The sequence below is a fragment of the Pseudomonas neustonica genome, from assembly GCF_003797945.1.
In the GTDB taxonomy this organism is placed as follows: Bacteria; Pseudomonadota; Gammaproteobacteria; order Pseudomonadales; family Pseudomonadaceae; genus Halopseudomonas; species Halopseudomonas neustonica.
Genome location: NZ_RKKU01000016.1, coordinates 23,317 through 47,904 on the forward strand (window position 1 = coordinate 23,317; position 24,588 = coordinate 47,904).

17 protein-coding genes, 2 tRNA genes and 2 rRNA genes are annotated in these 24,588 nt (G+C 56.2%); 12 read left to right on the plus strand and 9 right to left on the minus strand.

Features of this window, described 5'->3' with window-relative positions; translation table 11 throughout:
- Positions 1-9: 9 nt before the first annotated feature.
- The 4 genes from hslV to EF096_RS12755 form a co-directional block, all read right to left on the minus strand.
- Positions 10-540, minus strand: coding sequence for an ATP-dependent protease subunit HslV (gene hslV, locus EF096_RS12740; protein WP_123890056.1), 531 nt, complete (start codon positions 538-540; stop codon positions 10-12).
- Between the two features lie 152 nt (positions 541-692).
- Positions 693-1,280 (minus strand): SPOR domain-containing protein, encoded by a 588-nt coding sequence (locus EF096_RS12745; protein WP_123890058.1) that lies wholly within the window; start codon positions 1,278-1,280, stop codon positions 693-695.
- Between the two features lie 5 nt (positions 1,281-1,285).
- Entirely contained in the window at positions 1,286-3,031 is a 1,746-nt protein-coding gene (argS, locus tag EF096_RS12750) for an arginine--tRNA ligase (RefSeq protein WP_123890060.1), read from the minus strand.
- A 77-nt stretch (positions 3,032-3,108) separates the two neighbouring features.
- Positions 3,109-5,325 carry a primosomal protein N' gene (locus EF096_RS12755; protein WP_123890062.1) on the minus strand — a complete coding sequence of 739 codons (2,217 nt, stop codon included), beginning with the start codon at positions 5,323-5,325 and terminating at the stop codon, positions 3,109-3,111.
- A gap of 215 nt (positions 5,326-5,540) precedes the next feature.
- On the opposite strand from EF096_RS12755, the gene rpmE reads away from it, so the two are divergent.
- The 3 genes from rpmE (at position 5,541) to EF096_RS12770 (ending at position 8,004) form a co-directional block, all read left to right on the plus strand.
- Positions 5,541-5,753: a 50S ribosomal protein L31 gene (rpmE, locus tag EF096_RS12760; RefSeq protein ID WP_092287436.1), complete on the plus strand. Its 213-nt coding sequence runs from the start codon at positions 5,541-5,543 to the stop codon at positions 5,751-5,753.
- Between the two features lie 25 nt (positions 5,754-5,778).
- The gene (locus EF096_RS12765; protein ID WP_123890064.1) at positions 5,779-6,576 is read left to right on the plus strand and encodes a thermonuclease family protein; all 798 of its coding nucleotides are present in this window, start codon (positions 5,779-5,781) and stop codon (positions 6,574-6,576) included.
- Positions 6,577-6,741: 165 nt separating this feature from the next.
- A complete protein-coding gene (locus EF096_RS12770; protein ID WP_123890066.1) occupies positions 6,742-8,004 on the plus strand; it encodes a malic enzyme-like NAD(P)-binding protein in 1,263 nt (420 codons plus the stop codon).
- Positions 8,005-8,066: 62 nt separating this feature from the next.
- On the opposite strand, the gene EF096_RS12775 is transcribed toward EF096_RS12770, so the two are convergent.
- The 5 genes from EF096_RS12775 to fmdA form a co-directional block, all read right to left on the minus strand.
- Positions 8,067-9,104 (minus strand): AAA family ATPase, encoded by a 1,038-nt coding sequence (locus EF096_RS12775; RefSeq protein WP_123890068.1) that lies wholly within the window; start codon positions 9,102-9,104, stop codon positions 8,067-8,069.
- A 53-nt stretch (positions 9,105-9,157) separates the two neighbouring features.
- Positions 9,158-10,204 (minus strand): aliphatic amidase, encoded by a 1,047-nt coding sequence (locus EF096_RS12780; protein WP_123890070.1) that lies wholly within the window; start codon positions 10,202-10,204, stop codon positions 9,158-9,160.
- Between the two features lie 31 nt (positions 10,205-10,235).
- Complete coding sequence (locus EF096_RS12785) at positions 10,236-11,837, minus strand: sigma-54-dependent Fis family transcriptional regulator (protein ID WP_123890071.1); 1,602 nt, start codon at positions 11,835-11,837, stop codon at positions 10,236-10,238.
- 131 nt (positions 11,838-11,968) lie between these two features.
- Positions 11,969-12,292: an FmdB family zinc ribbon protein gene (locus tag EF096_RS12790; protein ID WP_123890073.1), complete on the minus strand. Its 324-nt coding sequence runs from the start codon at positions 12,290-12,292 to the stop codon at positions 11,969-11,971.
- Positions 12,293-12,363: 71 nt separating this feature from the next.
- Entirely contained in the window at positions 12,364-13,593 is a 1,230-nt protein-coding gene (gene fmdA, locus EF096_RS12795) for a formamidase (RefSeq protein ID WP_123890075.1), read from the minus strand.
- Positions 13,594-14,042: 449 nt separating this feature from the next.
- On the opposite strand from fmdA, the gene urtA reads away from it, so the two are divergent.
- The 9 genes from urtA to EF096_RS12840 all read left to right on the plus strand — a co-directional run bounded on the left by urtA (position 14,043) and on the right by EF096_RS12840 (position 24,466).
- A complete protein-coding gene (gene urtA / locus EF096_RS12800) occupies positions 14,043-15,272 on the plus strand; it encodes an urea ABC transporter substrate-binding protein (RefSeq protein WP_123890077.1) in 1,230 nt (409 codons plus the stop codon).
- A 72-nt stretch (positions 15,273-15,344) separates the two neighbouring features.
- Positions 15,345-16,268 (plus strand): urea ABC transporter permease subunit UrtB, encoded by a 924-nt coding sequence (gene urtB, locus EF096_RS12805; protein ID WP_123890079.1) that lies wholly within the window; start codon positions 15,345-15,347, stop codon positions 16,266-16,268.
- A gap of 27 nt (positions 16,269-16,295) precedes the next feature.
- Positions 16,296-17,438 (plus strand): urea ABC transporter permease subunit UrtC, encoded by a 1,143-nt coding sequence (gene urtC, locus EF096_RS12810; RefSeq protein ID WP_123890081.1) that lies wholly within the window; start codon positions 16,296-16,298, stop codon positions 17,436-17,438.
- On the plus strand, positions 17,435-18,175 hold the full coding sequence (urtD, locus tag EF096_RS12815; protein ID WP_123890083.1) for an urea ABC transporter ATP-binding protein UrtD: 741 nt from the start codon (positions 17,435-17,437) through the stop codon (positions 18,173-18,175). The genes urtC and urtD overlap by 4 nt, the downstream gene beginning before the upstream one ends.
- Before the next feature lie 18 nt (positions 18,176-18,193).
- Positions 18,194-18,883: an urea ABC transporter ATP-binding subunit UrtE gene (gene urtE / locus EF096_RS12820; RefSeq protein WP_123890085.1), complete on the plus strand. Its 690-nt coding sequence runs from the start codon at positions 18,194-18,196 to the stop codon at positions 18,881-18,883.
- Positions 18,884-19,496: 613 nt separating this feature from the next.
- A 16S ribosomal RNA gene (locus EF096_RS12825) occupies positions 19,497-21,033 on the plus strand.
- Positions 21,034-21,100: 67 nt separating this feature from the next.
- Positions 21,101-21,177, plus strand: a tRNA-Ile gene (locus EF096_RS12830).
- Positions 21,178-21,202: 25 nt separating this feature from the next.
- Positions 21,203-21,278: transfer RNA gene (locus EF096_RS12835), tRNA-Ala, on the plus strand.
- A 298-nt stretch (positions 21,279-21,576) separates the two neighbouring features.
- Positions 21,577-24,466, plus strand: a 23S ribosomal RNA gene (locus EF096_RS12840).
- The 16S and 23S rRNA genes sit together here with 2 tRNA genes alongside, the layout of an rRNA operon.
- Positions 24,467-24,588: the final 122 nt, after the last annotated feature.

A 24,588-nucleotide genomic window follows, 5' to 3' on the forward strand; every position in this document is an offset into this window, starting at 1 on the left:
CCGGGCGCCTCAGGTATTGGCGTCCAGCTCCTCGATTGTCTGGTTGTGGTTGGTATAGATGCATATCTCACCGGCGATACCCAAGCTGGATTCGACGATGTCGCGAGCGGACATCTCGGTATGGCGCAGCAGTGCCGTAGCCGAGGCTTGAGCGAAAGGTCCGCCAGAACCAATGGCAATCAACCCGTGCTCGGGTTCGATCACGTCCCCGTTACCGGTAATGATCAGGGATGCATCTTTGTTGGCCACAGCCAACAGGGCTTCAAGTTTGCGCAGCGCACGATCGGTGCGCCAGTCCTTGGCCAACTCAACAGCGGCACGGACCAGATTACCCTGGTGTTTTTCCAGCTGCGCTTCAAAGCGCTCGAACAGTGTGAAAGCGTCGGCGGTGCCGCCGGCGAAACCAGCGATAACCTGGTCTTTATAAAGGCGACGTACCTTGCGAGCATTGCCCTTCATGACGGTATTGCCGAGGGAGACCTGGCCGTCGCCACCGATCACGACCTTGCCGTGTCGACGGACGGATACGATTGTAGTCACGCGCAACTCCTGGTTGGCTGTGGAAAATAGGAGGCAACAAGCTGCCTGAAAACTATCTGGGGGCTAGCGAGGGGATTTCAAGGCAAGGCGGTGGTGCGAGGTGTCTACTCAGCCCGAACGCGTTAAATCATCCGGGCTGAGATTGGTAGTGATTAGCGCGAGCGTTGTTGTGGCAGCAGGTTCTGGAAGCCGTTACCGCTGAGGGTGCTCTGCGCCTGGTCGAGGCTGTCCTTGTTGTTGAATGGTCCTACCTGTACGCGATGCCAGGTCTGGCCGTCGTTGAGTTTGGCGCTCTCCAGGTGTACGTCCAGGCCGAGCAACAAGATCTGTGCGCGCACGCGATCAGCGTCGGCCTTTTGCTTGAAGGAGCCAGCCTGCAGGTAGTAACGCACGGTACTCTCGGCGCTAGCTTCCGGCGTTTTTTCCGGTTCAGGCGGTGTTTCTACCTTGCCGGTATTCTCCGGGACTATTACCTCTGACTCGGGCAGCAGGGTATAGAAGTCATAACGCGGCTTTTCTGGCTGCTCAGGCCTGACCGCCGCATTGTTGCTTGGCTTGGGTGGCGCAGGGCTGCGTTTGACGTTGTCGTGACCTGGTTCCAGCTGGAACAGGAAAGCCACGAACAAGCCGATCACCAGTCCGCTGACCAGCCATAGCCAGCCGGGAATGCCTTTGCGCTTGCTGGCGGATTGCGCGCGGCTGGCGCCGCGACGGGGGGCTGCTTTGCGTCCTTTAGCCATGCGTCTTACATGCGCTCCAATGTGTTGATACCAAGTAGGGTGAGGCCTTGCTGCAGCGTACGCCCGGTCAATGCGGCGAGGCGCAGGCGGCTGTCACGCTGGGCCTGGTTGTCGGCTGCCAGAATCGGGCACTGCTCGTAAAAGCTGGAGAAGCGGCCGGCCAGCTCGTACAGGTAATGGCAGAGTACGTGGGGAGTACCCTCGCGGGCAACATAGTTGAGGGTGTTGCCGAATTGCGCCAGATGCGCGCCCAGCTCAACCTCGTTCGGCGCTTCCAGTACCAGCGGTGCCAGGTCGTCCAGCTGGCTCATGGGCCGCTCCAGTTTACGGAACACGCTGGCGACACGGGTATAGGCATACATCAGGTAGGGCGCGGTGTTGCCTTCAAAGCTGAGCATCTGATCAAAATTGAAGCTGTAATCGCTGCTGCGATGCTTGGACAGGTCGGCATATTTCACCGCGCCGATACCAACGGCGGCAGCAATCTCGCGCAGTTCACTGGCAGGTAACTCGGGATTCTTTTCGGCGACCAGTGTGTGGGCGCGTTGCTCGGCCTCATCAAGCAGGTCGATCAGTTTGATAGTGCCGCCGTCGCGGGTTTTGAACGGGCGGCCATCGGCGCCATTCATGGTGCCAAAGCCCATGTGCTCAAGTTGCATGTCGGCGGGCACGAAGCCTGCCTTGCGGGCGACGGCAAACACCTGCTGAAAGTGCAGTGCCTGACGCTGGTCGACAAAGTAGAGCACGCGGTCGGCGTGTAGCTGCGAGTAGCGATAACGCATGGCCGCTAGATCAGTGGTGGCGTACAGGTAACCGCCACCTGCCTTCTGCACTATCACGGGCAGGGGCTTGTCTTCACTGTTTTTGAACTCATCGAGGAATACGCACTGCGCGCCTTCGCTTTCGGTTATCAGGCCTGCTGCACGCAGGTCGCTGACGATACCGGCGAGTTGGTCGTTATAGGCGCTTTCGCCGCGCACGTCGGCGGGAGTGAGGCTCACACCCAGGCGGTCGTAGACAGCCTGGCAGTGGCCGAGGGAAATCTGGTTGAAGCGGTTCCACAGAGCCAGACACTCGGGGTCGCCAGCCTGCAGTTGCACGACGCGCTCACGCGCGCGGTTGGCGAACTCGGCGCTTTCATCAAAGCGTTTCTTCGCCTGGCGATAGAAGTTCTCAAGATCGCCCAGCTCGGCCTCGGCTTCAACCGGGTTCTCTTCCATAAAGGCCAGCAACATACCGAACTGGGTACCCCAGTCGCCAACGTGGTTCTGGCGGATCACGGTGTGGCCGAGATACTCCAGTACATGGGCAACGGCATCACCGATGATGGATGAGCGCAGGTGACCAACGTGCATTTCCTTGGCCAGGTTGGGCGCGGAGTAATCCACCACCACGGTTTGCGTGTCGCCGGCGGCGCGCGCGCTCAGTCGGTCGTCGTCCAGTGCGGCTTGCAGTTGTGCGGCAAGCCAGCCGCTGTCCTGGAAAAAGTTGATGAAGCCGGGGCCAGCGATGTTTACGCTGGAGACAGCCTGGTGCGCGGGCAGTGCCGCAACGATTTTATCTGCCAGGTCGCGCGGCTTCATTTTGGCTGGTTTGGCCAGCATCATTGCCAGATTGCTGGCGAAGTCGCCATGCGTCTTGTCGCGGGCGGTCTCCACCTGAATATTGGGATTGATGTCGGCTGGCAGTACGCCTTCGTTCTTGAGTGATTCGACGGCGGTGGCCAGAAGCTGGCTGATCAGGTTCTTCATTTAATGGAGTATCCGGCAGGTGCCTAGTGAAAACCCGACATTATCCGTGCTAACGGGCACATTGCCAAATGTTCAGCTCAGAACATGTCCAACGGATCTATATCAATCGACCAGCGCACCCGACGTGACTCCGGGTGCTGCTCCAGGATAGGCAGTAGCAGATGCACTACCTGGTGCAAGGTGGAGCGCTGGGCTGCCTGCAACAGCAGTTGCGCGCGGTAGCGGCCGGCACGTCTTTCCATGGGCGAGGGCACCGGGCCCAGCAGGTCGATCTCATCGAGTTGATGTTGAGCTACCAGTTGCTCTGCTTGCTGCAGGGCCTCTTCCAGAAACTGGTTGGCGGCGTAGGCGTTGTTGGCCTCAGCGCGCAGCAGCGCCATGAAACGGTAGGGGGGTAGCTGTGAGACGGCGCGCTCGGCCAGTTCGCGCTTGGCAATGGCGGCATAGCCCTGCTCGGTCAGCTCGATCAGCAGTGGATGCTCGGCCATATGGGTTTGAATAATGACTTGGCCTGGTTTCTCGGCGCGACCGGCGCGACCGGCGACCTGAGTGATCATCTGCGCCATGCGCTCCGGGCCGCGGAAGTCAGCTGAGAACAGGCCGCCGTCGGCATCCAGAATGGCAACCAGGGTGACGTCTGGAAAATGATGTCCTTTGGCAAGCATTTGGGTGCCGACCAGGATGCATGGTTGCGCACTCTGGATGGTCTCCATCATCTGCTGCATGGCCTTCTTGCGGCTCATGCTCTCGCGGTCGATACGCAACACTGGAAAATCCGGGAAACGCTCATTCAGGTACTCTTCGGTTCGCTCGGTACCGGCGCCGAGCGGGCGTAGGTCGGTGCCCTGGCATTTGGGGCAGTGCTTATCTAGCGGCCGCTGGCTGTTGCAATGATGACAATGCAGGTGTGCCGGTGATTGGTGCACCGTCATTCGTGCATCGCAGCGCTTGCACTCGGCGATCCAGCCGCAGTCATGGCACATCAGGGTGGGGGCAAAGCCGCGCCGGTTGATGAAAACCAGGACCTGATTACCCTTATTCAGGTGATCGCCAATCAGCAGGGTAAGGGGTCGAGATAAGCCACCTTCCAGTGGGCGACTGCGTATATCCAAGCACTGAAAACTCGGCGGCTTGGCGTTGCCGGCGCGTTGGCTCAGGCGCAATAGCTGATAGCGGCCCTGCTCGACGTTATGCAGGCTTTCCAGCGAGGGCGTGGCCGAGCCCAGAATAATGGCAACATCTTCCAGGTGAGCGCGGTACACCGCCAGATCACGCGCGTTGTAGCGCAGCCCTTCCTGCTGCTTATACGACAGATCGTGCTCTTCATCGACGATGATCAGCCCAGGGCGCGCGAGCGGAGTGAAAATGGCCGAGCGGGTCCCAATGACTATACCGGCCTCGCCTTCGCGGGCAGCGATCCAGGCGTCGAGTCGTTCACGGTCGTTGAGGCCCGAGTGCAAAATCACTACCGGGGCACTGAAACGCTGTTGGAAGCGCTCAAGGGTTTGTGGCGTCAGGCCGATCTCGGGAATCAGTACCAGGGCCTGATGGCCGCTGCGCAGGCACTGCTCAATAGCCTGCAGATATACTTCGGTCTTGCCGCTGCCGGTCACGCCTTCCAGCAACCAGGCGTTAAAACCGGTTTTACCAAGAATCGCATCCAGCGCGGCTTGCTGCTCGTCATTGGCCGTTAGCGGAGCCTGCCGTAATAAAGGAAGCGGTTCGGCGACGTGGTGCGGTGACTGCTCTATCCGCTGCACCAGGCCCTTTTCTTCCAGTGCCTCCAGCGCGACGCGGTTAAGCCCCCACTGCGAAATCAGGGCGTGCGATAGGCCATGCGGATGTTGGGCCAATACCTGCACGGCCTGCTTCTGCTTGGGCGCGCGCTGGATGGCCGGGTGCTCCGGATAGGCGCCCGGCAGCAGTTGCCATAGTCGATCCTGACGCGCCAGTGCGGGCTCGCCCTGGCGTAAGAGCACCGGCAGCGCCACATTCAGCGTATCGCCCAAGCCATGCTGATAGTAGCGTGCTGTCCACAGGCACAGCTTCCACATGCTCGCCGGCAATAGCGGCGCGGTGTCGATCAGCGCTTCGGCCGGCTTGAGTTTGCCGCTTGGCACCTCTGTGTGCTCGCTCAATCCGGCAATCACGCCGATCATTGATCGTCGACCAAAGGGCACTCGCACCCGCTGACCAACCCGCAGCTGCTCATGCGCTACACCCTCAGGTGCCTGATAGTCGAACAGGCGCCGCAGAGGCGAGGGCAGGGCAACTTGCAGGATCAGTGGTGGCACGTAGCAGACTCCGTTTAGCAGAGGCCCATGTTACCACCGCCATCGAAAAACGCCGGGCTTGCGTAAAGGAAGGATTCTGTTATCATCGCCGGCCTAATTTCCGGTCACTCTGTATGCAAGCCTTGCATTCAGCCACGGGACTGGTAGATAGTTTAGTGAGTGCGGTGCCTGATCAGGTTGATCCGGTGGCGGCACAAACCAACCGAGGAAAGACCATGAAAGCTGATTTGCATCCCAAGTACGAAGAAATCAAGGCCACCTGCAGCTGCGGTAACGTGATCACTACCCGTTCCAGCCTGTGTGCCCCTATCCACCTGGACGTATGCTCCGAGTGTCACCCCTTCTACACCGGTAAGCAGAAGGTTCTGGACACTGGCGGACGTATCGAGCGCTTCAAGCAGCGTTTCGGCGCAGTCAGCAGCAAGTAAGACGATCAGACAGGCCCTGGTGGCATTGTCCAATCGAAAAAAGGCGTCCCATTGGGGCGCCTTTTTTGTTGCCTGTCTGTTGGCTCTGCCGGTCTTCGCGCAGTCGCACGACGATCCCTGTGTCATGCCGGCAGGCGCCGAAGCGGTGAAGACTCAGCGGGTTACCGATGGCGATACCCTTCGCCTGCGTGATGGCCGCCGCGTGCGTTTGATTGGTATCAATTCCCCCGAGCTGGGACGTAATGGCAAGCCATCCGAGCCCTATGCGCAGGCAGCCCGGCGCGCGCTGCAGGCGTTGGCCGAGGATGCGACGCTTTATTTGGTTACCGGCAGCGAGGCAACCGATCGCTATGGCCGTACTCTGGGTTACCTGTTTGATGAGCAGGGGCGCAATTTGGAAGCACAACTGCTGGCCAGGGGCATGGGTTATGCCGTTGCTATCCCGCCCAACGTGGCAATGGTTGCGTGTCATGCCGCAGCGGAACAGGTTGCCCGAAATGCCCACCTGGGGTTATGGCAGGAGCAGCCAGTCGTTGCGACGAGTGACCTGCGCAGCGGTGGCTTTCATCTGGTACGCGGCAAGGTTAGCGCAGTCAATCGGGCGGGCAATACGCTGTGGGTTGATCTCGAGGGGCCTTTGACGCTGCGCTTTGTCGCGGCTGATAGCGAGGCTTTTGGATCCTTGCCTGATCGTAGCTGGATTGGTGCCGAGCTGGAGTTGCGCGGCTGGATCATTGATCGACAAAACTGGGGTGGTATGCGCCCCGGATTCCGGCGTTTCATGCTCAATGTGCGCCACCCGCTGCAGATTCGGCGATTATAAGCGCTATCATAGTTAGTCGCGCAAAGCAGCCAGCCTGCCATCAATATGACTCAAAGTTGTAAGATAATGTCCTTGACATTGATGCGGTGAATAACCTTGTGAGCCATACACCTTTTCTGTATTCTCCGTCGTCCGCATGAGCAACCTGACCGGAAACTATTGACCATGTCTGATTTGAGAACTGATGCACTCGCCTACCACGCACATCCGCGTCCAGGCAAACTGAGCGTAGAACTGACCAAGCCGACCGCCACTGCGCGTGATCTGGCACTGGCCTACAGCCCGGGTGTAGCAGAACCGGTGCGTGAAATCGCCAAGGATCTGGAAAACGCCTATAAATACACCGGTAAGGGCAACCTGGTTGCCGTTATCTCCGACGGTACCGCCATTCTGGGTCTGGGTAATCTTGGCCCGCTGGCCAGCAAGCCGGTAATGGAAGGCAAGGGCGTGCTGTTCAAGCGCTTTGCTGGTATCGACGTATTCGACATCGAAGTTGAAGCCGAGAGCCCACAGGCTTTCATTGATACTGTTAAGCGCATTTCATGCACTTTCGGTGGCATCAACCTCGAAGATATCAAGGCGCCCGAGTGCTTTGAAATCGAGCGCGCGCTGATCGAACAGTGCGACATCCCGGTATTCCATGATGACCAGCACGGCACCGCGATCGTTACCGCTGCCGCGATGATCAACGCGCTGGAGCTGGCTGACAAGACCATCGAAGACGCCAAGATCGTTTGTCTGGGTGCTGGTGCTGCTGCTATTGCCTGTATGAAGCTGCTGGTCAGCATGGGCGCCAAGACCGAAAACATCTACATGCTCGACCGTAAGGGTGTGATTCACTCCGGCCGTGATGACCTGAACGAGTACAAGGCCATCTTCGCGACCGAGACTGAAAAACGTACCCTGGCTGATGCCATGAAAGGTGCTGATGTGTTCGTTGGCCTGTCTGGTCCGAACCTGCTGCAACCGGCCGAGCTGAAACTGATGGCGGAAAACCCCATCGTGTTTGCTTGCTCCAACCCTGATCCGGAAATTGATCCTGAGCTGGCGCATGCCGCACGTCCTGACGTGATCATGGCGACTGGCCGTTCCGATTACCCGAACCAGGTCAACAACGTACTGGGCTTCCCCTTCATCTTCCGTGGTGCGCTCGACGTTCGTGCGACCCGTATCAACGAAGAAATGAAGATTGCCGCCGTTCACGCTATCCGTGAACTGGCCAAAGAGCCAGTACCTGAATACGTCTCTGAAGCCTACGGCGGAATCGAGCTGTCATTTGGTCGTGAGTACATCATTCCCAAGCCGATGGACGTTCGTTTGATCGAGAAGGTGCCTGCTGCGGTTGCTCAGGCGGCTATCGACTCCGGTGTGGCGACTCTGCCTTACCCGGCGCATTACCCGCTCAAGTCAGTCGAAGACTGCATCTGAGTCGGTTGATGTGAAAAAACCCCGCTACGGCGGGGTTTTTTGTGTCTGCTATTTGTTGTGCCTTAGTGGTCAGGGGCTATAGGGCTGATGCGTAATGTTGTATTGCCTTTGCCCAGGCTGGCGCGTAGCTGGCTGCCTGTCGGGCACTCGTCCGGGTTTAGTAGATAGTGCGCAACTGCGGGCTCCAGGTGGCGTCGGAAGGCGCGGGCCATGGCGCGTGCGCCATAGCGTGGATCGTGTCCTTGTCGCGCCAGCCATTGGCGTGCGGCCTGATCCAATACCAGCTGCACCTTATGTCGCCCGAGACGCTGATTGAGTTTTTCCAGCGCTAGATCGACCAGCTGCTCCAGTTGGTCGCCGGGTAGGCTTTGATAGTGAATGCGGTGATCTATGCGGTTGATGAACTCGGGATCCAGCCGGGCGCTGAGGGCGGCCTCCTGCCTGCGCTTTTGTTGTATTGCGCGCCAGTGTGCCGGTAACCAGCGCGCGCCGGACGACTGCTGGCCAGCGCCCAGGTTGGAGGTCATGAAGATCAGGCTGTTGCGAAAATTCAGGGTGGTGTTGCCGGCGCTGAGGCGCAGTTGGCCGTTGTCGAGCACGTTCATCAGCGCACGAATGACCTGATCGTTGGCTTTCTCCAGCTCGTCAAACAGCACAATACCGGGTCGTCCGTAGTCGCCTTCGATGGCTTGGCGATCAAATAGCGTGGTGCCTTCCTTGCTGCCGACATACCCGGGTGGCGCGCCGGTCAGGGACGCGGCGTAGTGCTCCTGTGCCAAGGTGTTCATATCAATGCGGCAGAAGGCGTCACTGCTGCCGTGCAGGGCTTCTGCCAGCAGGCGCACCGTTTCGGTTTTACCCACGCCGGTCGGGCCGAGCAGCAAAAAGGTAGCTAGCGGGCGATGTGGGTCGCCCAGCTCTGCCTTGACTACTTTCAGGCTGTTGCTGATTTCGTCCAGTGCCTCGCTCTGGCCAATGATGCGGCTGCTTAGTCGCGCCATCACCTGGTCCGGATCGAAGAGGAAACGTGATTGAGTGGCTGGTTTGCGTTCAGTGTCGTGCTGCTGATTGGCGTCCAGTACGTCGTTGATAAAGGGCATGCTTGCATCCGTCAGCGAAGGCAGGAACAGCGGCGCGGGCGCCGCTGTCCATTTCAGGCACCGGCTTCACGATCCTTGCCTGGGTGCGGTAGCTCGCCCACCGGGCAGTCGGCCACACCAATGGTCTTGCGGGTCATGGCCTCGACGTCGTCGCGTGCCTTTTCTGCGTCCAGCACCCAGGTGCGATAGAAGTCGAACGGGCAATCAGCGACGCCACGGTCGCCATCGCCGGAGTTGTACATGCCGGTGTAGCCACGATGCAGTAGTTTGAACAGGTGATTCTGCGATTGGTCGTTGGCGCGTGCATCGCGAATCTGCGAGACCGACAGTTGCGCATACTGGATGCCCATGTCCTCTTCGCCGCATTCTCCCAGGGTGCGGCCGTCAAAGCCGATGATGGCGGAGTGGCCGAAATAGGAATAGACGCCGTCGAAGCCGGTGGCGTTGGCTACCGCTACGTAGCAGTTGTTGGCCCAGGCCATGGACTTGGACATCATCACCTGCTGCTCTTTGGCCGGATACATATAGCCCTGGCAGCGCACGATCAGCTCGGCACCCTTCATGGCGCAGTCACGCCAGATTTCCGGGTAGTTGCCGTCGTCACAGATGATAAGGCTGATTTTCATGCCCTTGGGGCCGTCGCTGACGTAGGTGCGGTCACCGGGATACCAGCCTTCGATGGGGCACCAGGGAATGCACTTGCGGTACTTTTGCACTATCTCACCCTGATCGTTGATCAGAATCAGCGTGTTGTAGGGCGCTTTATTCGGATGCTCTTCGTGCTGCTCGCCGGTCAGCGAGAAGATGCCCCAGGTCTTTGCCTGTTTGCAGGCTTCGCTGAAGATGCGGGTTTCATCGCCGGGAATGGTGGCGGCGGTGGCCATCATCTCGTCGTTGTCGTACATGATGCCCATGGTGCTGTATTCGGGAAATACCACCAGGTCCATGCCGGGCAGGCCTTTCTTCATGCCGACTACCATGTCGGCAATCTTGCGTGCGTTGTCGAGTACTTCTTCTCTGCTGTGCAGGCGCGGCATCTTGTAGTTGACGACCGCGACACCAACGGTATCGGGACTGCTTGAGATATCTCCGTGACGCATGGTAACTGCTCCGTTCGGGTTGGTTAGTGTTTCAGGCGCGCCCAATGCCGAGCTTGTCGACCCGGTAGCGCAATTGCCTGAGGCTGATGTTGAGTCGTCGCGCGGCTTCGGACTGATTGTTGTTGGTTTGCGACAGCATGGCGCGTATCTGCTCGGCTTCGCCCTGCTGCACCCAGTTGTAGGAGCGGCCGTACTGACGCGTTTCTGCAACCGCAGGGGCTGTGGCGGACTGAGCTGCGGCAGGTGGGTTGCTGGCGCGATTGCCCACCGGGACGTTGATTGAACTCTCTGATGACAGCGCACGGCGCAGCGTCTCAGCGGTCAGTAATTCTTGCTCACTGGTTAGCGCAGCTCGCTCCAGCACGTTCTGTAATTGCCGAATATTGCCCGGCCAATCAAAGTTTTCGAGCACCGGGAAGGCATCGGTACTGAGGCTCCAGTTACGCTCATAGTGGTGGTTCAGTTCGTTGAGAAAATGCAGAGCCAGCTGCCGAATATCGTCCTGGCGTTCGCGTAGTGGCGGCAGGTGAACTGGCACGACGTGCAGGCGGTAGAACAGGTCCAGCCGAAAAGCGCCTTGGTTGACCGACGCCTGCAGGTTGACGTGGGTGGCGGTGATGACGCGGAAATCCACCGAAACAGCTTCATTACTGCCGATCGGGTCGACCTTTTTCTCCTGCAGTACACGCAGCAGTTTGGCCTGCAGGGACAGGGGCATATCGCCGATTTCATCCAGGAACAGGGTGCCGCCATCGGCTTGCACAATCTTGCCCTGTTTGTTCTGCGAGGCGCCGGTAAAGGCACCTTTGGTGTGCCCAAACAACTCGGATTCGAGCAGATCTGCCGGGATCGCGGCGCAGTTGATGCAGATAAACGGCTTCTCGCGGCGGTCGCTTTGCTGGTGAATCATCCGCGCGAATTTTTCTTTACCGGTGCCGGACTCGCCCAGCAGCATTACTGGCGCGTCGCTGTGGGCGACCTGGATGGTTGAGCGCACGGCGTCCATCAGCGCCGGGCTGCTGCCCAGAATGCCATGTGCCAGACTTTGCTTGAGCATGCCCTCGATCGCGATGCTGTGTCGCAGGTTCTGATTTTCCTTGACCAGGTGCTCGGTCTGCTCGACCACAAACTGATGAATACGCAGCACTTGGCCAACCATGGCGGCAGCGACACGCAGCAGGCTGATATCACCATCAAACGGCCGCTCGTGCATGCCTTCGCGCTGAACCGAGAGCACGCCTATGGGTTTGCCCGATTCCAGAATCGGTACCGAAATAAAGGCCATGCGTCCTCCGCCGTGGTGGGCCAGCTCGGTAATGCGCCGCACGAACAGGGGTTCGTTGTCGACATCCGGCACCAGGCCGATTGAGCCGGTACGCATGACATACCCGGTGACGCCCTGGTCGACATGCAGATTAAAGCGCCCCGCCTTGAGATCATCGACCGCCAGACCGTAGGAGTACTTCACGTGCAGGTTGTCGGAATTGGCTTCGGGGAGGCTTACGCGGCCGCAGTTCAGCCCATACAGTTGCGACAGCAGGCGCAGGATGCCTTGAATTGTGCGCGGCGCATCCAGCGGTTTCTCCAGTAGCTTGGCCATTTCCAGAATGACGACCAGTTCGCGCTTCATCATCTGTTGGGCTATCCGTTCAGGCTTTAAATTCAAGATGAATAGGTCCTCGCGGCGAATGGATGTCCGCGCGACCTGTCACCGATGTTCGGTAGGAATATCAACAAGCAGGCACTGCCTGCCATCGATTCAGCCTAGTGGCTGATCATCCAGGGTCGTCGCGGACCGCTTTGCTGCTTCAGGGCAGGGGGCTGCCCATCGGCACGCGGCTTGTGCTGACAGCTACCTGAACTGCAACAACTGTGCCCTTGGCTGACCCTGGGCTCGTGGGCGCTGCGCTCGTTGGTCTCATGCGCCTTGCGCTGATGGCTGTTCATGCTCTGCAGACGTGGCGCCGAAATCAGCCGCTGCATAGGCTGGCTGCAGGCTGGACAGGCACGCGGCAGGTTGCGCTCACTGCTGGGCAGCAAGGCTTCGAAGGGGCCGCAGGCGGCGCATTCAAAATCGTATAGCGGCATGGATCGCTCCCGTTTAGTGCGAATGAAGTAAGGCGGCCTGCGCCAGGGTGGTGCAGGCCGCGCGCCTGCGGTCAGCCCTTCCAGAGTGCTGTGGGTACTTCGTCGCTAGTTACCGCGATGGTTGGGCCATCGGCATTTGGCATGATGTCGAAATCAAAGATTTCGGTCGGGATCCACACCGTGGCGCACACGTTAGGCACGTCGACGATGCCGCTGATGTGGCCCTGTACTGGTGCAGTGCCCAGCAGCGAGTAGGCCTGTGCACCGCTGTAACCAAACTTCTTCAGGTATTCAATGGCATTCAGGCACGCTTGACGATAGGCGACGTGCGCGTCGAGATAATGCTGCTTGCCGTTCTCGTCGACCGAAATACCTTCAAAAATGAGGTGCTTCTTATAGCTGGGCGCCATGTCGCTGGGCTGGAAGATCGGGTTCTTCACACCGTACTTCTTCACGCCGTCCTTGATCAGGTTGACGCGGATGTGAATCCAGCCGGCCATTTCGATCGCACCGCAGAAGGTGATTTCGCCGTCGCCCTGGGAAAAGTGCAAGTCGCCCATCGACAGGCCGCCGCCTTTGACATACACCGGAAAGAACACGCGTGAACCCTTGGTCAGATCCTTGATGTCGCAGTTACCACCATGCTCGCGTGGCGGCACTGTGCGGGCACCTTCATTGGCTACTTTGGCGGCTTTGTCTCCGGTGGCGCGGCCAACGTGGGCCGTTGGTGCGTAAGGCGGATTGGCCAGGCCTGGTACCCGGTCCGGATCGGTGTCGATCAGTGCTTGCTCGCGGGTGTTCCACTCATCCAGCAGCTCTTGCGAGGGCAGGCAGCCGATCAGGCCGGGGTGCATCAGGCCGATAAACTCAACGCCGGGGATATGGCGGGACTTGGTATAGATGCCGTTGAAGTCCCAGATGGTCTTGCGGGCTTCAGGATAGTGCTCGGTAAGAAAGCCGCCACCGTTCTCTTTGGCGAAGACGCCGTTGAAGCCCCACATTTGGTCGGCAAAGGCGCCGATGTCGAGAATGTCGACCACCATCAGGTCGCCAGGCTCTGCGCCTTCAACGGCAACCGGACCGCTCAGGTAATGCACCTTGGTAAGGTCAACGTCGCGCACGTCTTCAGCGCTGTCATTGTTACCGATTTGGCCACCGGTCCAGTCCATGCACTCGATGATGAAGTCGGCGCCGGGCTTAACAGTGGCAACCATGGGCACGTCGGGATGCCAACGGTTATGAATGTTGTCGTGTTCCTTGGGGCTTTTGCTCAGGTCGATTTTGATCAGTGTTTCAGCCATGACAGGCAATCCTCTGCTTCGGGTGGTTTGTCAGGCCTGGTAATGGCCCGTGCTGAACCTAGAGCATGAGGCGTGCCAGCTTTGTTTACATTTTGAAATGCGATAAAAATCAATACGTTAATGAGGATTTAAGTTGTATATGGCAAAGCTGATAGCGTCAGGATTAACAATGTCATGGCGCCGTTGCTGACATTGTCATGACATTGTTAGAGGCGCATTGTCATTTTGCTGGGTGCGCATTTGACAATGCGCGGGAAGCGCTTGCGGCGTGATTCTTTTTTCAGGGGGTATACGTTTGATTTGAATGGTTTTTCCTTTTTTGGCCAATTAAATTCAAGGTCGTCTTTGAGTGGCTGGCACAGTGGTTGCTCTGGTGTGAGGGTGACAGGCGAGCGGGTAGGGAGTGAGGCCCGCTTTCCGGTGTTACCCACACTAAGGAGATTTACCCTATGCACGATTCAACACGCAGCAAACCGGCCTGGAAGCGTCGTCTTCTAGGGCTGGCTCTGAGTACCGGGTTGGGCTTTTCCGGTATGGTCGGTGCCACTGAGGTCAACACCACTGGACTGGCCGTTACCGATGACACCGTCAAGGTCGGTATTCTCCATTCGATCACCGGCACCATGGCGATTAGTGAAACCGGCTCGGTAGAAGCAGAGATGCTGGCTATTGAGCAGATCAACGCAGCGGGCGGTGTGCTCGGCCGTCAGATTGAGATCATTCAGGAAGATGGCGCCAGTGACTGGCCTACCTTTGCTGAGAAAGCGCGCAAGTTGCTGGTGCAGGATAATGTGGCCGCTGTATTCGGTTGCTGGACCTCGGCTTCACGCAAAGCGGTATTGCCAGTCTTCGAAAACGAAAATGGCATGCTGTACTACCCGACTTTCTATGAAGGTCTGGAGCAGTCCAAGAACGTAATCTACACCGGCCAGGAAGCGACCCAGCAGATTATTGCCGGTCTCGACTGGATCGCTGAAGAGAAAGACGCCAAAACTTTCTATCTGGTTGGCTCCGACTACATCTGGCCACGTACCTCCAACAAGATCGCGCGCAAGCACATCGAAGATGTATTGGGCGGCACTGTGGTAGGCGAAGAGTACTACCCACTGGGTAACACCAACTTCGGCTCGCTGATTAACAAGATCCGCCTGAAAAAGCCTGATGTCGTTTACTCCAGCATCGTTGGTGGCTCCAACGTCGCCTGGTGGAAGCAGCTGAAAGCGGCCGGCATCACCTCTGATCGTCAAACCATCATGACCATCTCGGTTACCGAAGACGAAGTGCTCGGCATCGGTGGCGAGAACATGGAAGGTTTCTACTCGGCGATGAAGTACTTCGAGTCGCTGGACAACGAAAACAACGCTGCCTTTGTTGCAGCATTCAAAGAGCGTTGGGGTGAAGACAGTGTCATGGGTGATGTGACCCAGGCTGCCTATCTTGGCCCGTGGTTGTGGAAAGCAGCGGTTGAGAAAGCCGGTAGCTTTGATGTGGACGCTGTGGCCGCCGCCTCTCCTGGTATCGAGCTGACTACCGCACCTGAGGGTTACGTGAAAGTTCACGACAACCATCACCTGTGGAGCAAGCTGCGTGTTGGTCGCTGGAACGCAGATGGTCAAGCCGAAGTGGTCTACGAATCTGACCTGATCGAGCCAAACCCCTTCCCGGAAGGTTATCAATAAGACGTCCTGGTGACGTGAAGCAACCTGGTGCGGCCCTCGCGGCCGCATCCTTCCGAGTCTAGGAGAGCAATTATGGGCGGTTATACATCGCAGGAGCTGACGGCCATCTTCGTCATGCAGGGCTTTAGTGGTTTAAGCCTGTTCTGCGTCTTTCTGCTAATGGCCCTTGGGCTGGCGATCATTTTCGGGCAGATGGGCGTCATCAACATGGCTCATGGTGAGTTTCTCACTTTGGGCGCGTACATCACCTGGATAGTGTCTGAACTGGCCACGGAAACCTGGCCCTGGATGCAGGAATTTTACTTTCCCCTGGCGGTGGTGCTCGCCTTTGCCGGTACTTTTATATTGGGCTATCTGGTCGAAATGCTATTGATCAGGCGCCTATATAGCCGCCCGCTGGATACGTTGCTGGCCACATGGGGCTTGGGGCTTATCCTGCAACAGATTTACCGCTCTACTTTCGGTCCGCGTGAAGTCAGCGTGGTTATGCCTGACTGGCTGATGGGTTCGTGGGCGCCGACCGATATTATCGATATTCCATTGAACGGCCTGTTCGTGATGGGCATCACTTCGTTGATGACGCTGCTGGTAGTGATACTGCTGTATCGCTCGCGGTGGGGCATCAAGGTGCGCGCCACCACGCAAAACCGGGCAATGGCAAACGCCGCGGGTATCAATACCCAGCGGGTTGACCGTTTTACCTTCGCATTGGGTTGCGGCATTGCGGGCGTTGCCGGGGCTGCTTTTACCACCATTGCCTCGACAGGCCCTACAACCGGATCGCTCTATATTGTCGACACCTTCCTGGTCGTGGTCTTCGGTGGCGCAGCCAGTCTGCTCGGCACCGTGGTCTCAGCCTTCGGCATTGCTCAGTCGCAGTCGATTCTTGAATTCTTCCTGAGCGGCTCCATGGCCAAGGTAATTACCTTGCTGACCGTGGTAGGCATTCTGATGTTCCGTCCCCAGGGGCTATTTGCAAGCAAGGTGCGTCGCTAAGCGACGCCCGGGCTGGAGGTTATTGAAATGGAAAAATGGATAGCAGCATTTGGGGGACGGCAACGGCTTTGGCAGTTGCTGGCGCTGACCGTCCTGCTTCTGGTGGTTTTGCCACTGACGCTGGATGTGTTCCGGCTTAATCTGGTTGGCAAGTACCTAACCTACGCGTTCGTCGCGGTTGGGCTGGTGTTGTGCTGGGGTTACGGCGGTATTCTCAGTCTGGGCCAGGGCGTATTTTTTGGAATTGGCGGTTACTGCATGGCGATGTTTCTCAAGCTGGAAGCGTCCAGCCCGGAGAACACGTCGATTCAAAGTACGCCGGGTATTCCAGACTTTATGGACTGGAACCAGATTACCGAGCTGCCGGCGATGTGGATGCCCTTCCACAGTTTGACGCTGACAGTCCTGCTTATCCTGACTGTGCCGGCGTTGTTTGCCTTCCTTATTGGTGCGGCGATGTTCAAGCGGCGGGTAGGGGGTGTGTACTTCGCGATTATCACCCAGGCCATTGCTTCCATTGCGACCATTCTGATTATCGGTCAGCAAGGTTATACCGGCGGTATCAACGGCATCACCGACCTGCGCACGATGTTGGGCTGGGATATTCGGCCCGATAGTGCCAAGTACCTGCTCTATTTTCTCTGCTGCGTGCTGTTGATTGTCTGTGTGCTGGTTGGCCAGTTTGTGCTGAGCAGTCGCTACGGCAAGCTGCTGATCGCCATGCGCGATCAGGAAGACCGCGTGCGCTTCTCCGGCTACGACGTCGCCAATATCAAGATCTTTGTGTTCGCCTTGGCCGGTGTTTTCTCGGCACTCGGCGGTGCGATGTTCGCACTGCAGGTGGGCTTCATGTCGCCTTCCTTTGTTGGCACCGTGGTGTCGATCGAGATGGTGATCTTCTGTGCGGTCGGTGGGCGTCTGTCATTGATCGGTGCGGTATATGGCGCGCTGCTGGTCAATCTCGCCAAGACTATGTTGTCCGAAACGTTCCCGCAGCTCTGGATTGTGTTTATGGGCGCGCTCTTTATTGCTGTCGTGCTGCTGTTCCCCAGGGGGCTGGCGGGTATTTACGAAGACTATGTTCAGCCGCGCGTACTCGCGTTGTTCTCGCGTAAATCGAAAAGCAAGGAAGGTAGCGACGAGTCTGCTGCTCAGGAGGCGCAATCATGAGTTCTCCCATATTGTTGGCGATTGAAGATCTGACGGTCTCTTTTGATGGCTTTAAAGCAGTCGACGGTTTGAATCTGTACGTCGAGCGTAATGAAGTGCGCGTTGTGATTGGCCCCAACGGTGCTGGCAAGACGACGCTGCTGGATTTGATCTGCGGCAAAACCAAGGCATCGTCTGGCTCGATCGTGTTCAAAGATACCGAGCTGACCAAGCTGGTTGAACACGACATTGTCAAAGCGGGGGTCGGTCGCAAGTTTCAGACTCCCTCTATCTACGAAAATCTGAGCGTTCGGGAAAACCTGGAGCTGTCCTACCCGAAAGGGCGCACGGTATTCGGCAGCCTGTTCTTCAAGGTGACCGACAAGGTGATGGCGCGGGTGCTGGAAGTAGCGGAGGACATATTCCTTAGCGACCGACTGGATACCAGTGCCGGCCTGCTAAGTCATGGTCAGAAGCAATGGCTGGAAATCGGCATGTTGCTGATACAGGACCCTGAGCTATTAATGCTGGATGAGCCGGTCGCCGGTATGAGTGTCTCCGAGCGTGAAGCTACAGCGGAGTTGCTGGGGCGTATCAGCAAGGGACGCTCCGTTATCGTGATCGAGCATGACATGGACTTTGTGAAAGACATTGCCCATCGCGTCACCGTGCTGCACCAGGGCAAATTGCTTGCAGAGGGCAAGATGGACGAAGTGCAGAAAAACGAAAAGGTCATTGAGGTTTATCTCGGCCACTGACCGATAAGGAGTCTGAGCATGTTGACGGTAAGCGATTTGCGGGTCAGTTATGGCATGAGCGAAGTGATCCACGGCATCAACCTGGAAGTCGGCGAAAACGAAACTGTCGCCATCATGGGGCGCAATGGTATGGGCAAGACCACCTTGTTCAAATCGTTGATTGGCATGATTCCCTGTAGTGGTGGCGAGATCACGTTCAACGGTAAAGGGTTGTCCAAGCTGCAATCCTATCAACGCGTCGCCAGCGGCATTGCGTACGTGCCCCAGGGGCGGATGGTATTTCCGACCCTGACGGTAGAGGAGAACATCATGGCCGGCCTGGAAGTCACTGGGCGTCGCAAGGTGCCGGATGATATCTATGAGTTGTTTCCGGTATTGCTGGAAATGCGTCATCGCAAGGCGGGCAACCTGTCGGGTGGTCAGCAACAGCAGTTGGCGATCGGCCGTGCGTTGGCCGCCGATCCTAAAGTCCTGTTGCTGGATGAACCAACAGAGGGGATTCAGCCTTCAATCATCAAGCAGCTGGCTACCACGCTGAATGAGATCAAGCAGATGCGTAAGATCAGTATCGTGGTCTCGGAGCAGGTCTTGAGTTTCGCGCTTAATGTCGCGGACCGAATGCTGGTGATAGACAAGGGGCAGATAGTCCACGAAGCGGTTGGTGAGCAAATCGACAAGGCACATATAAGTAGCTATTTGTCGGTATAGGCGCCGCCATATAAGGCCTTAGGCCCGGCCCCTGTTAGGGGGTCGGGCTTTTTTATTGGATTGCGGTAAATAAGTGCTTGACGGCCGTGCTGAGATCTCTATAATTCGCCCTCTCGCTGAGCAGGAGGCTCTAAGTAAAGCGCTTATTAATCAATAAGTTAGCTTGAAAATAAGGGTTGACAGGCTGGCGAGATGGCGTAGAATGCGCCGCTCTGGTTCGGGGCTGAAGTTAAGGTCTGAATCGGAACGATGAGAAGCTCTCATCAAGTTTGACGGAAGGTGTTGACAAGGGGTTTGGCTCCTGTAGAATGCGCCTCCCTGACACGCAACGGCAAAGCCGGAACGAGTCACTCAAGCGGTTTTTGAAGCGGTTAAAAACTTCAAAAAAAAGCTTGACGGAACAGAAGGTTAGCGTAGAATACGCGGCCTTGGTTAGGCGGAGACGCTGACCGAATCGCTCTTTAACAATTTGAATCAAGTAATTCGTGTGGGTGCTTGCTGAATGGATGTGATGATCCGAAAGATTATCAGCCAAGCAAGTTACTCTGTGAATTCTAGAGTTTTTTGTAAAGCTGAGCCAAGTTTAGGGTTTTCACAAAACCCAATCAGTATTTAACTGAAGAGTTTGATCATGGCTCAGATTGAACGCTGGCGGCAGGCCTAACACATGCAAGTCGAGCGGTAGAAGGAAGCTTGCTTCCTTTGAGAGCGGCGGACGGGTGAGTAATGCCTAGGAATCTGCCTGGTAGTGGGGGATAACGTTCGGAAACGGACGCTAATACCGCATACGTCCTACGGGAGAAAGCAGGGGACCTTCGGGCCTTGCGCTATCAGATGAGCCTAGGTCGGATTAGCTTGTTGGTGAGGTAATGGCTCACCAAGGCAACGATCCGTAACTGGTCTGAGAGGATGATCAGTCACACTGGAACTGAGACACGGTCCAGACTCCTACGGGAGGCAGCAGTGGGGAATATTGGACAATGGGGGAAACCCTGATCCAGCCATGCCGCGTGTGTGAAGAAGGTCTTAGGATTGTAAAGCACTTTAAGTTGGGAGGAAGGGTTATAGCCTAATACGCTGTAACTTTGACGTTACCGACAGAATAAGCACCGGCTAACTCTGTGCCAGCAGCCGCGGTAATACAGAGGGTGCAAGCGTTAATCGGAATTACTGGGCGTAAAGCGCGCGTAGGTGGCAAAGTAAGATGGGTGTGAAATCCCCGGGCTCAACCTGGGAACTGCATCCATAACTGCTTCGCTAGAGTACGGTAGAGGGTAGTGGAATTTCCTGTGTAGCGGTGAAATGCGTAGATATAGGAAGGAACACCAGTGGCGAAGGCGACTACCTGGACTGATACTGACACTGAGGTGCGAAAGCGTGGGGAGCAAACAGGATTAGATACCCTGGTAGTCCACGCCGTAAACGATGTCAACTAGCCGTTGGGAACCTTGAGTTCTTAGTGGCGCAGCTAACGCACTAAGTTGACCGCCTGGGGAGTACGGTCGCAAGATTAAAACTCAAATGAATTGACGGGGGCCCGCACAAGCGGTGGAGCATGTGGTTTAATTCGAAGCAACGCGAAGAACCTTACCTGGCCTTGACATGCTGAGAACTTTCCAGAGATGGATTGGTGCCTTCGGGAACTCAGACACAGGTGCTGCATGGCTGTCGTCAGCTCGTGTCGTGAGATGTTGGGTTAAGTCCCGTAACGAGCGCAACCCTTGTCCTTAGTTACCAGCACATAATGGTGGGCACTCTAAGGAGACTGCCGGTGACAAACCGGAGGAAGGTGGGGATGACGTCAAGTCATCATGGCCCTTACGGCCAGGGCTACACACGTGCTACAATGGGGGATACAGAGGGTTGCCAAGCCGCGAGGTGGAGCTAATCCCACAAAGTCTCTCGTAGTCCGGATTGGAGTCTGCAACTCGACTCCATGAAGTCGGAATCGCTAGTAATCGTGGATCAGAACGCCACGGTGAATACGTTCCCGGGCCTTGTACACACCGCCCGTCACACCATGGGAGTGGGTTGCACCAGAAGTAGCTAGTCTAACCTTCGGGAGGACGGTTACCACGGTGTGATTCATGACTGGGGTGAAGTCGTAACAAGGTAGCCGTAGGGGAACCTGCGGCTGGATCACCTCCTTAATCGATAGATCACACGACGCTCTTCAAGCACTCACACGAATTACTTGATTCATAAAGAAAGGCGATTGGGTCTGTAGCTCAGTTGGTTAGAGCGCACCCCTGATAAGGGTGAGGTCGGCAGTTCGAATCTGCCCAGACCCACCAATTGTCGAGGTGTGAAGGTCTGAACGGGGCCATAGCTCAGCTGGGAGAGCGCCTGCCTTGCACGCAGGAGGTCAGCGGTTCGATCCCGCTTGGCTCCACCAGGACGACGCAGCAGACAAGTATTTCGCCATAGATTGGAACTCAGAGTTCATACATGAATGATCAGCTTGCTGGATCATTGATGTCTGGTCTCTGAACCAGACGCTCTTTAAAAATTTGGATATGTGATAGAAGTACAGACATATAGCATGTATCACTGCATGTTGTATGGCTAAGGTAAACTTGTAATCTCAAGTGCAAGTTCCGGAATTGTCGTTAATTCTGTAGTAAACCTAATATCACTTAATAATCTAGGCCGGCTAATTTATTAGCGGTGCTTAAGATTGTTTGGGGTTATATGGTCAAGTGAATAAGCGCACACGGTGGATGCCTTGGCAGTCAGAGGCGATGAAAGACGTGATAGCCTGCGAAAAGCTTCGGGGAGGTGGCAAATAACCTTTGATCCGGAGATCTCTGAATGGGGAAACCCACTTAGCATAAGCTAGGTATCACACACTGAATACATAGGTGTGTGAGGCGAACCAGGGGAACTGAAACATCTAAGTACCCTGAGGAAAAGAAATCAACCGAGATTCCCCAAGTAGCGGCGAGCGAACGGGGAGTAGCCCTTAAGCAATTTTGAGTTTAGTGGAAGGCTCTGGGAAGTGCCGCCATAGTGGGTGATAGCCCCGTACACGAAAGGCTCTTAGTTGTGAAATCGAGTAGGTCGGCGCACGTGAAACGTTGACTGAACATGGGGGGACCATCCTCCAAGGCTAAATACTCCTGACTGACCGATAGTGAACCAGTACCGTGAGGGAAAGGCGAAAAGAACCCCTGTGAGGGGAGTGAAATAGAACCTGAAACCGTGTGCGTACAAGCAGTGGGAGCAGACTTGTTCTGTGACTGCGTACCTTTTGTATAATGGGTCAGCGACTTATATTCAGTGGCGAGCTTAACCGTCTAGGGGAGGCGTAGGGAAACCGAGTCTTAATAGGGCGTTTAGTCGCTGGGTATAGACCCGAAACCGGGCGATCTATCCATGGGCAGGTTGAAGGTGCCGTAACAGGCACTGGAGGACCGAACCGACTACCGTTGAAAAGTTAGCGGATGACTTGTGGATAGGAGTGAAAGGCTAATCAAGCTCGGAGATAGCTGGTTCTCCTCGAAAGCTATTTAGGTAGCGCCTCGTGTATCACCGCTGGGGGTAGAGCACTGTTTCGGCTAGGGGGTCATCCCGACTTACCAAACCGATGCAAACTCCGAATACCAGCGAGTGTCAGCACGGGAGACACACGGCGGGTGCTAACGTCCGTCGTGAAAAGGGAAACAACCCAGACCGTCAGCTAAGGTCCCAAAGTTATGGTTAAGTGGGAAACGATGTGGGAAGGCTTAGACAGCTAGGAGGTTGGCTTAGAAGCAGCCATCCTTTAAAGAAAGCGTAATAGCTCACTAGTCGAGTCGGCCTGCGCGGAAGATGTAACGGGGCTCAAACCATACACCGAAGCTACGGGTTCATCTTATGATGAGCGGTAGAGGAGCGTTCTGTAAGCCTGTGAAGGTCAATTGAGAAGTTGGCTGGAGGTATCAGAAGTGCGAATGCTGACATGAGTAACGACAATGGGAGTGAAAAACTCCCACGCCGGAAGACCAAGGGTTCCTGCGCAACGTTAATCGACGCAGGGTGAGTCGACCCCTAAGGCGAGGCCGAAAGGCGTAGTCGATGGGAAACGGGTTAATATTCCCGTACTTCTAGTTACTGCGATGGAGGGACGGAGAAGGCTAGGCCAGCACGGCGTTGGTTGTCCGTGTTTAAGGTGGTAGGTTGAGTGCTTAGGTAAATCCGGGCGCTTAAGACCGAGAACTGATGACGATCTTTCTTTTAGAAAGAGAAGTGGTTGATGCCATGCTTCCAGGAAAAGCTTCTAAGCTTCAGGTAACTAGAAATCGTACCCCAAACCGACACAGGTGGTCAGGTAGAGAATACCAAGGCGCTTGAGAGAACTCGGGTGAAGGAACTAGGCAAAATGGCACCGTAACTTCGGGAGAAGGTGCGCCGGTTTTGGTGAAGGATTTACTCCGTAAGCTGAGACCGGTCGAAGATACCAGGCCGCTGCAACTGTTTATTAAAAACATAGCACTCTGCAAACACGAAAGTGGACGTATAGGGTGTGACGCCTGCCCGGTGCCGGAAGGTTAATTGATGGGGTTAGCTTCGGCGAAGCTCTTGATCGAAGCCCCGGTAAACGGCGGCCGTAACTATAACGGTCCTAAGGTAGCGAAATTCCTTGTCGGGTAAGTTCCGACCTGCACGAATGGCGTAATGATGGCGGCGCTGTCTCCACCCGAGACTCAGTGAAATTGAAATCGCTGTGAAGATGCAGTGTATCCGCGGCTAGACGGAAAGACCCCGTGAACCTTTACTATAGCTTTGCACTGGACTTTGAATTTGTTTGTGTAGGATAGGTGGGAGGCTTTGAAGCGTGGACGCTAGTCTGCGTGGAGCCAACCTTGAAATACCACCCTGACAACTTTGAGGTTCTAACTCTGGTCCATTATCTGGATCGAGGACAGTGTATGGTGGGTAGTTTGACTGGGGCGGTCTCCTCCCAAAGAGTAACGGAGGAGTACGAAGGTGCACTCAGCACGGTCGGAAATCGTGCGTAGAGTATAAAGGCAAAAGTGCGCTTGACTGCGAGACCAACACGTCGAGCAGGTACGAAAGTAGGTCTTAGTGATCCGGTGGTTCTGTATGGAAGGGCCATCGCTCAACGGATAAAAGGTACTCCGGGGATAACAGGCTGATACCGCCCAAGAGTTCATATCGACGGCGGTGTTTGGCACCTCGATGTCGGCTCATCACATCCTGGGGCTGAAGCCGGTCCCAAGGGTATGGCTGTTCGCCATTTAAAGTGGTACGCGAGCTGGGTTTAGAACGTCGTGAGACAGTTCGGTCCCTATCTGCCGTGGACGTTTGAGATTTGAGAGGGGCTGTCCTTAGTACGAGAGGACCGGGATGGACGAACCCCTGGTGTTCCGGTTGTATCGCCAGATGCATTGCCGGGTAGCTACGTTCGGAAAAGATAACCGCTGAAAGCATCTAAGCGGGAAACTTGCCTCAAGATGAGATCTCACTGGGAGCTTGACTCCCCTAAAGGGCCGTCGAAGACTACGACGTTGATAGGTTGGGTGTGTAAGCGCTGTGAGGCGTTGAGCTAACCAATACTAATTGCCCGTGTGGCTTGACCATATAACACCCAAGCAATCTGGTGTTATCAGGACACACAGAATGACAGTTCTAGAACTTGTCGAGATTACGATTTACCGTTCTTCTATCACGTATTCAAGCTTTTAAGCTGTTCGGTTCGCCGG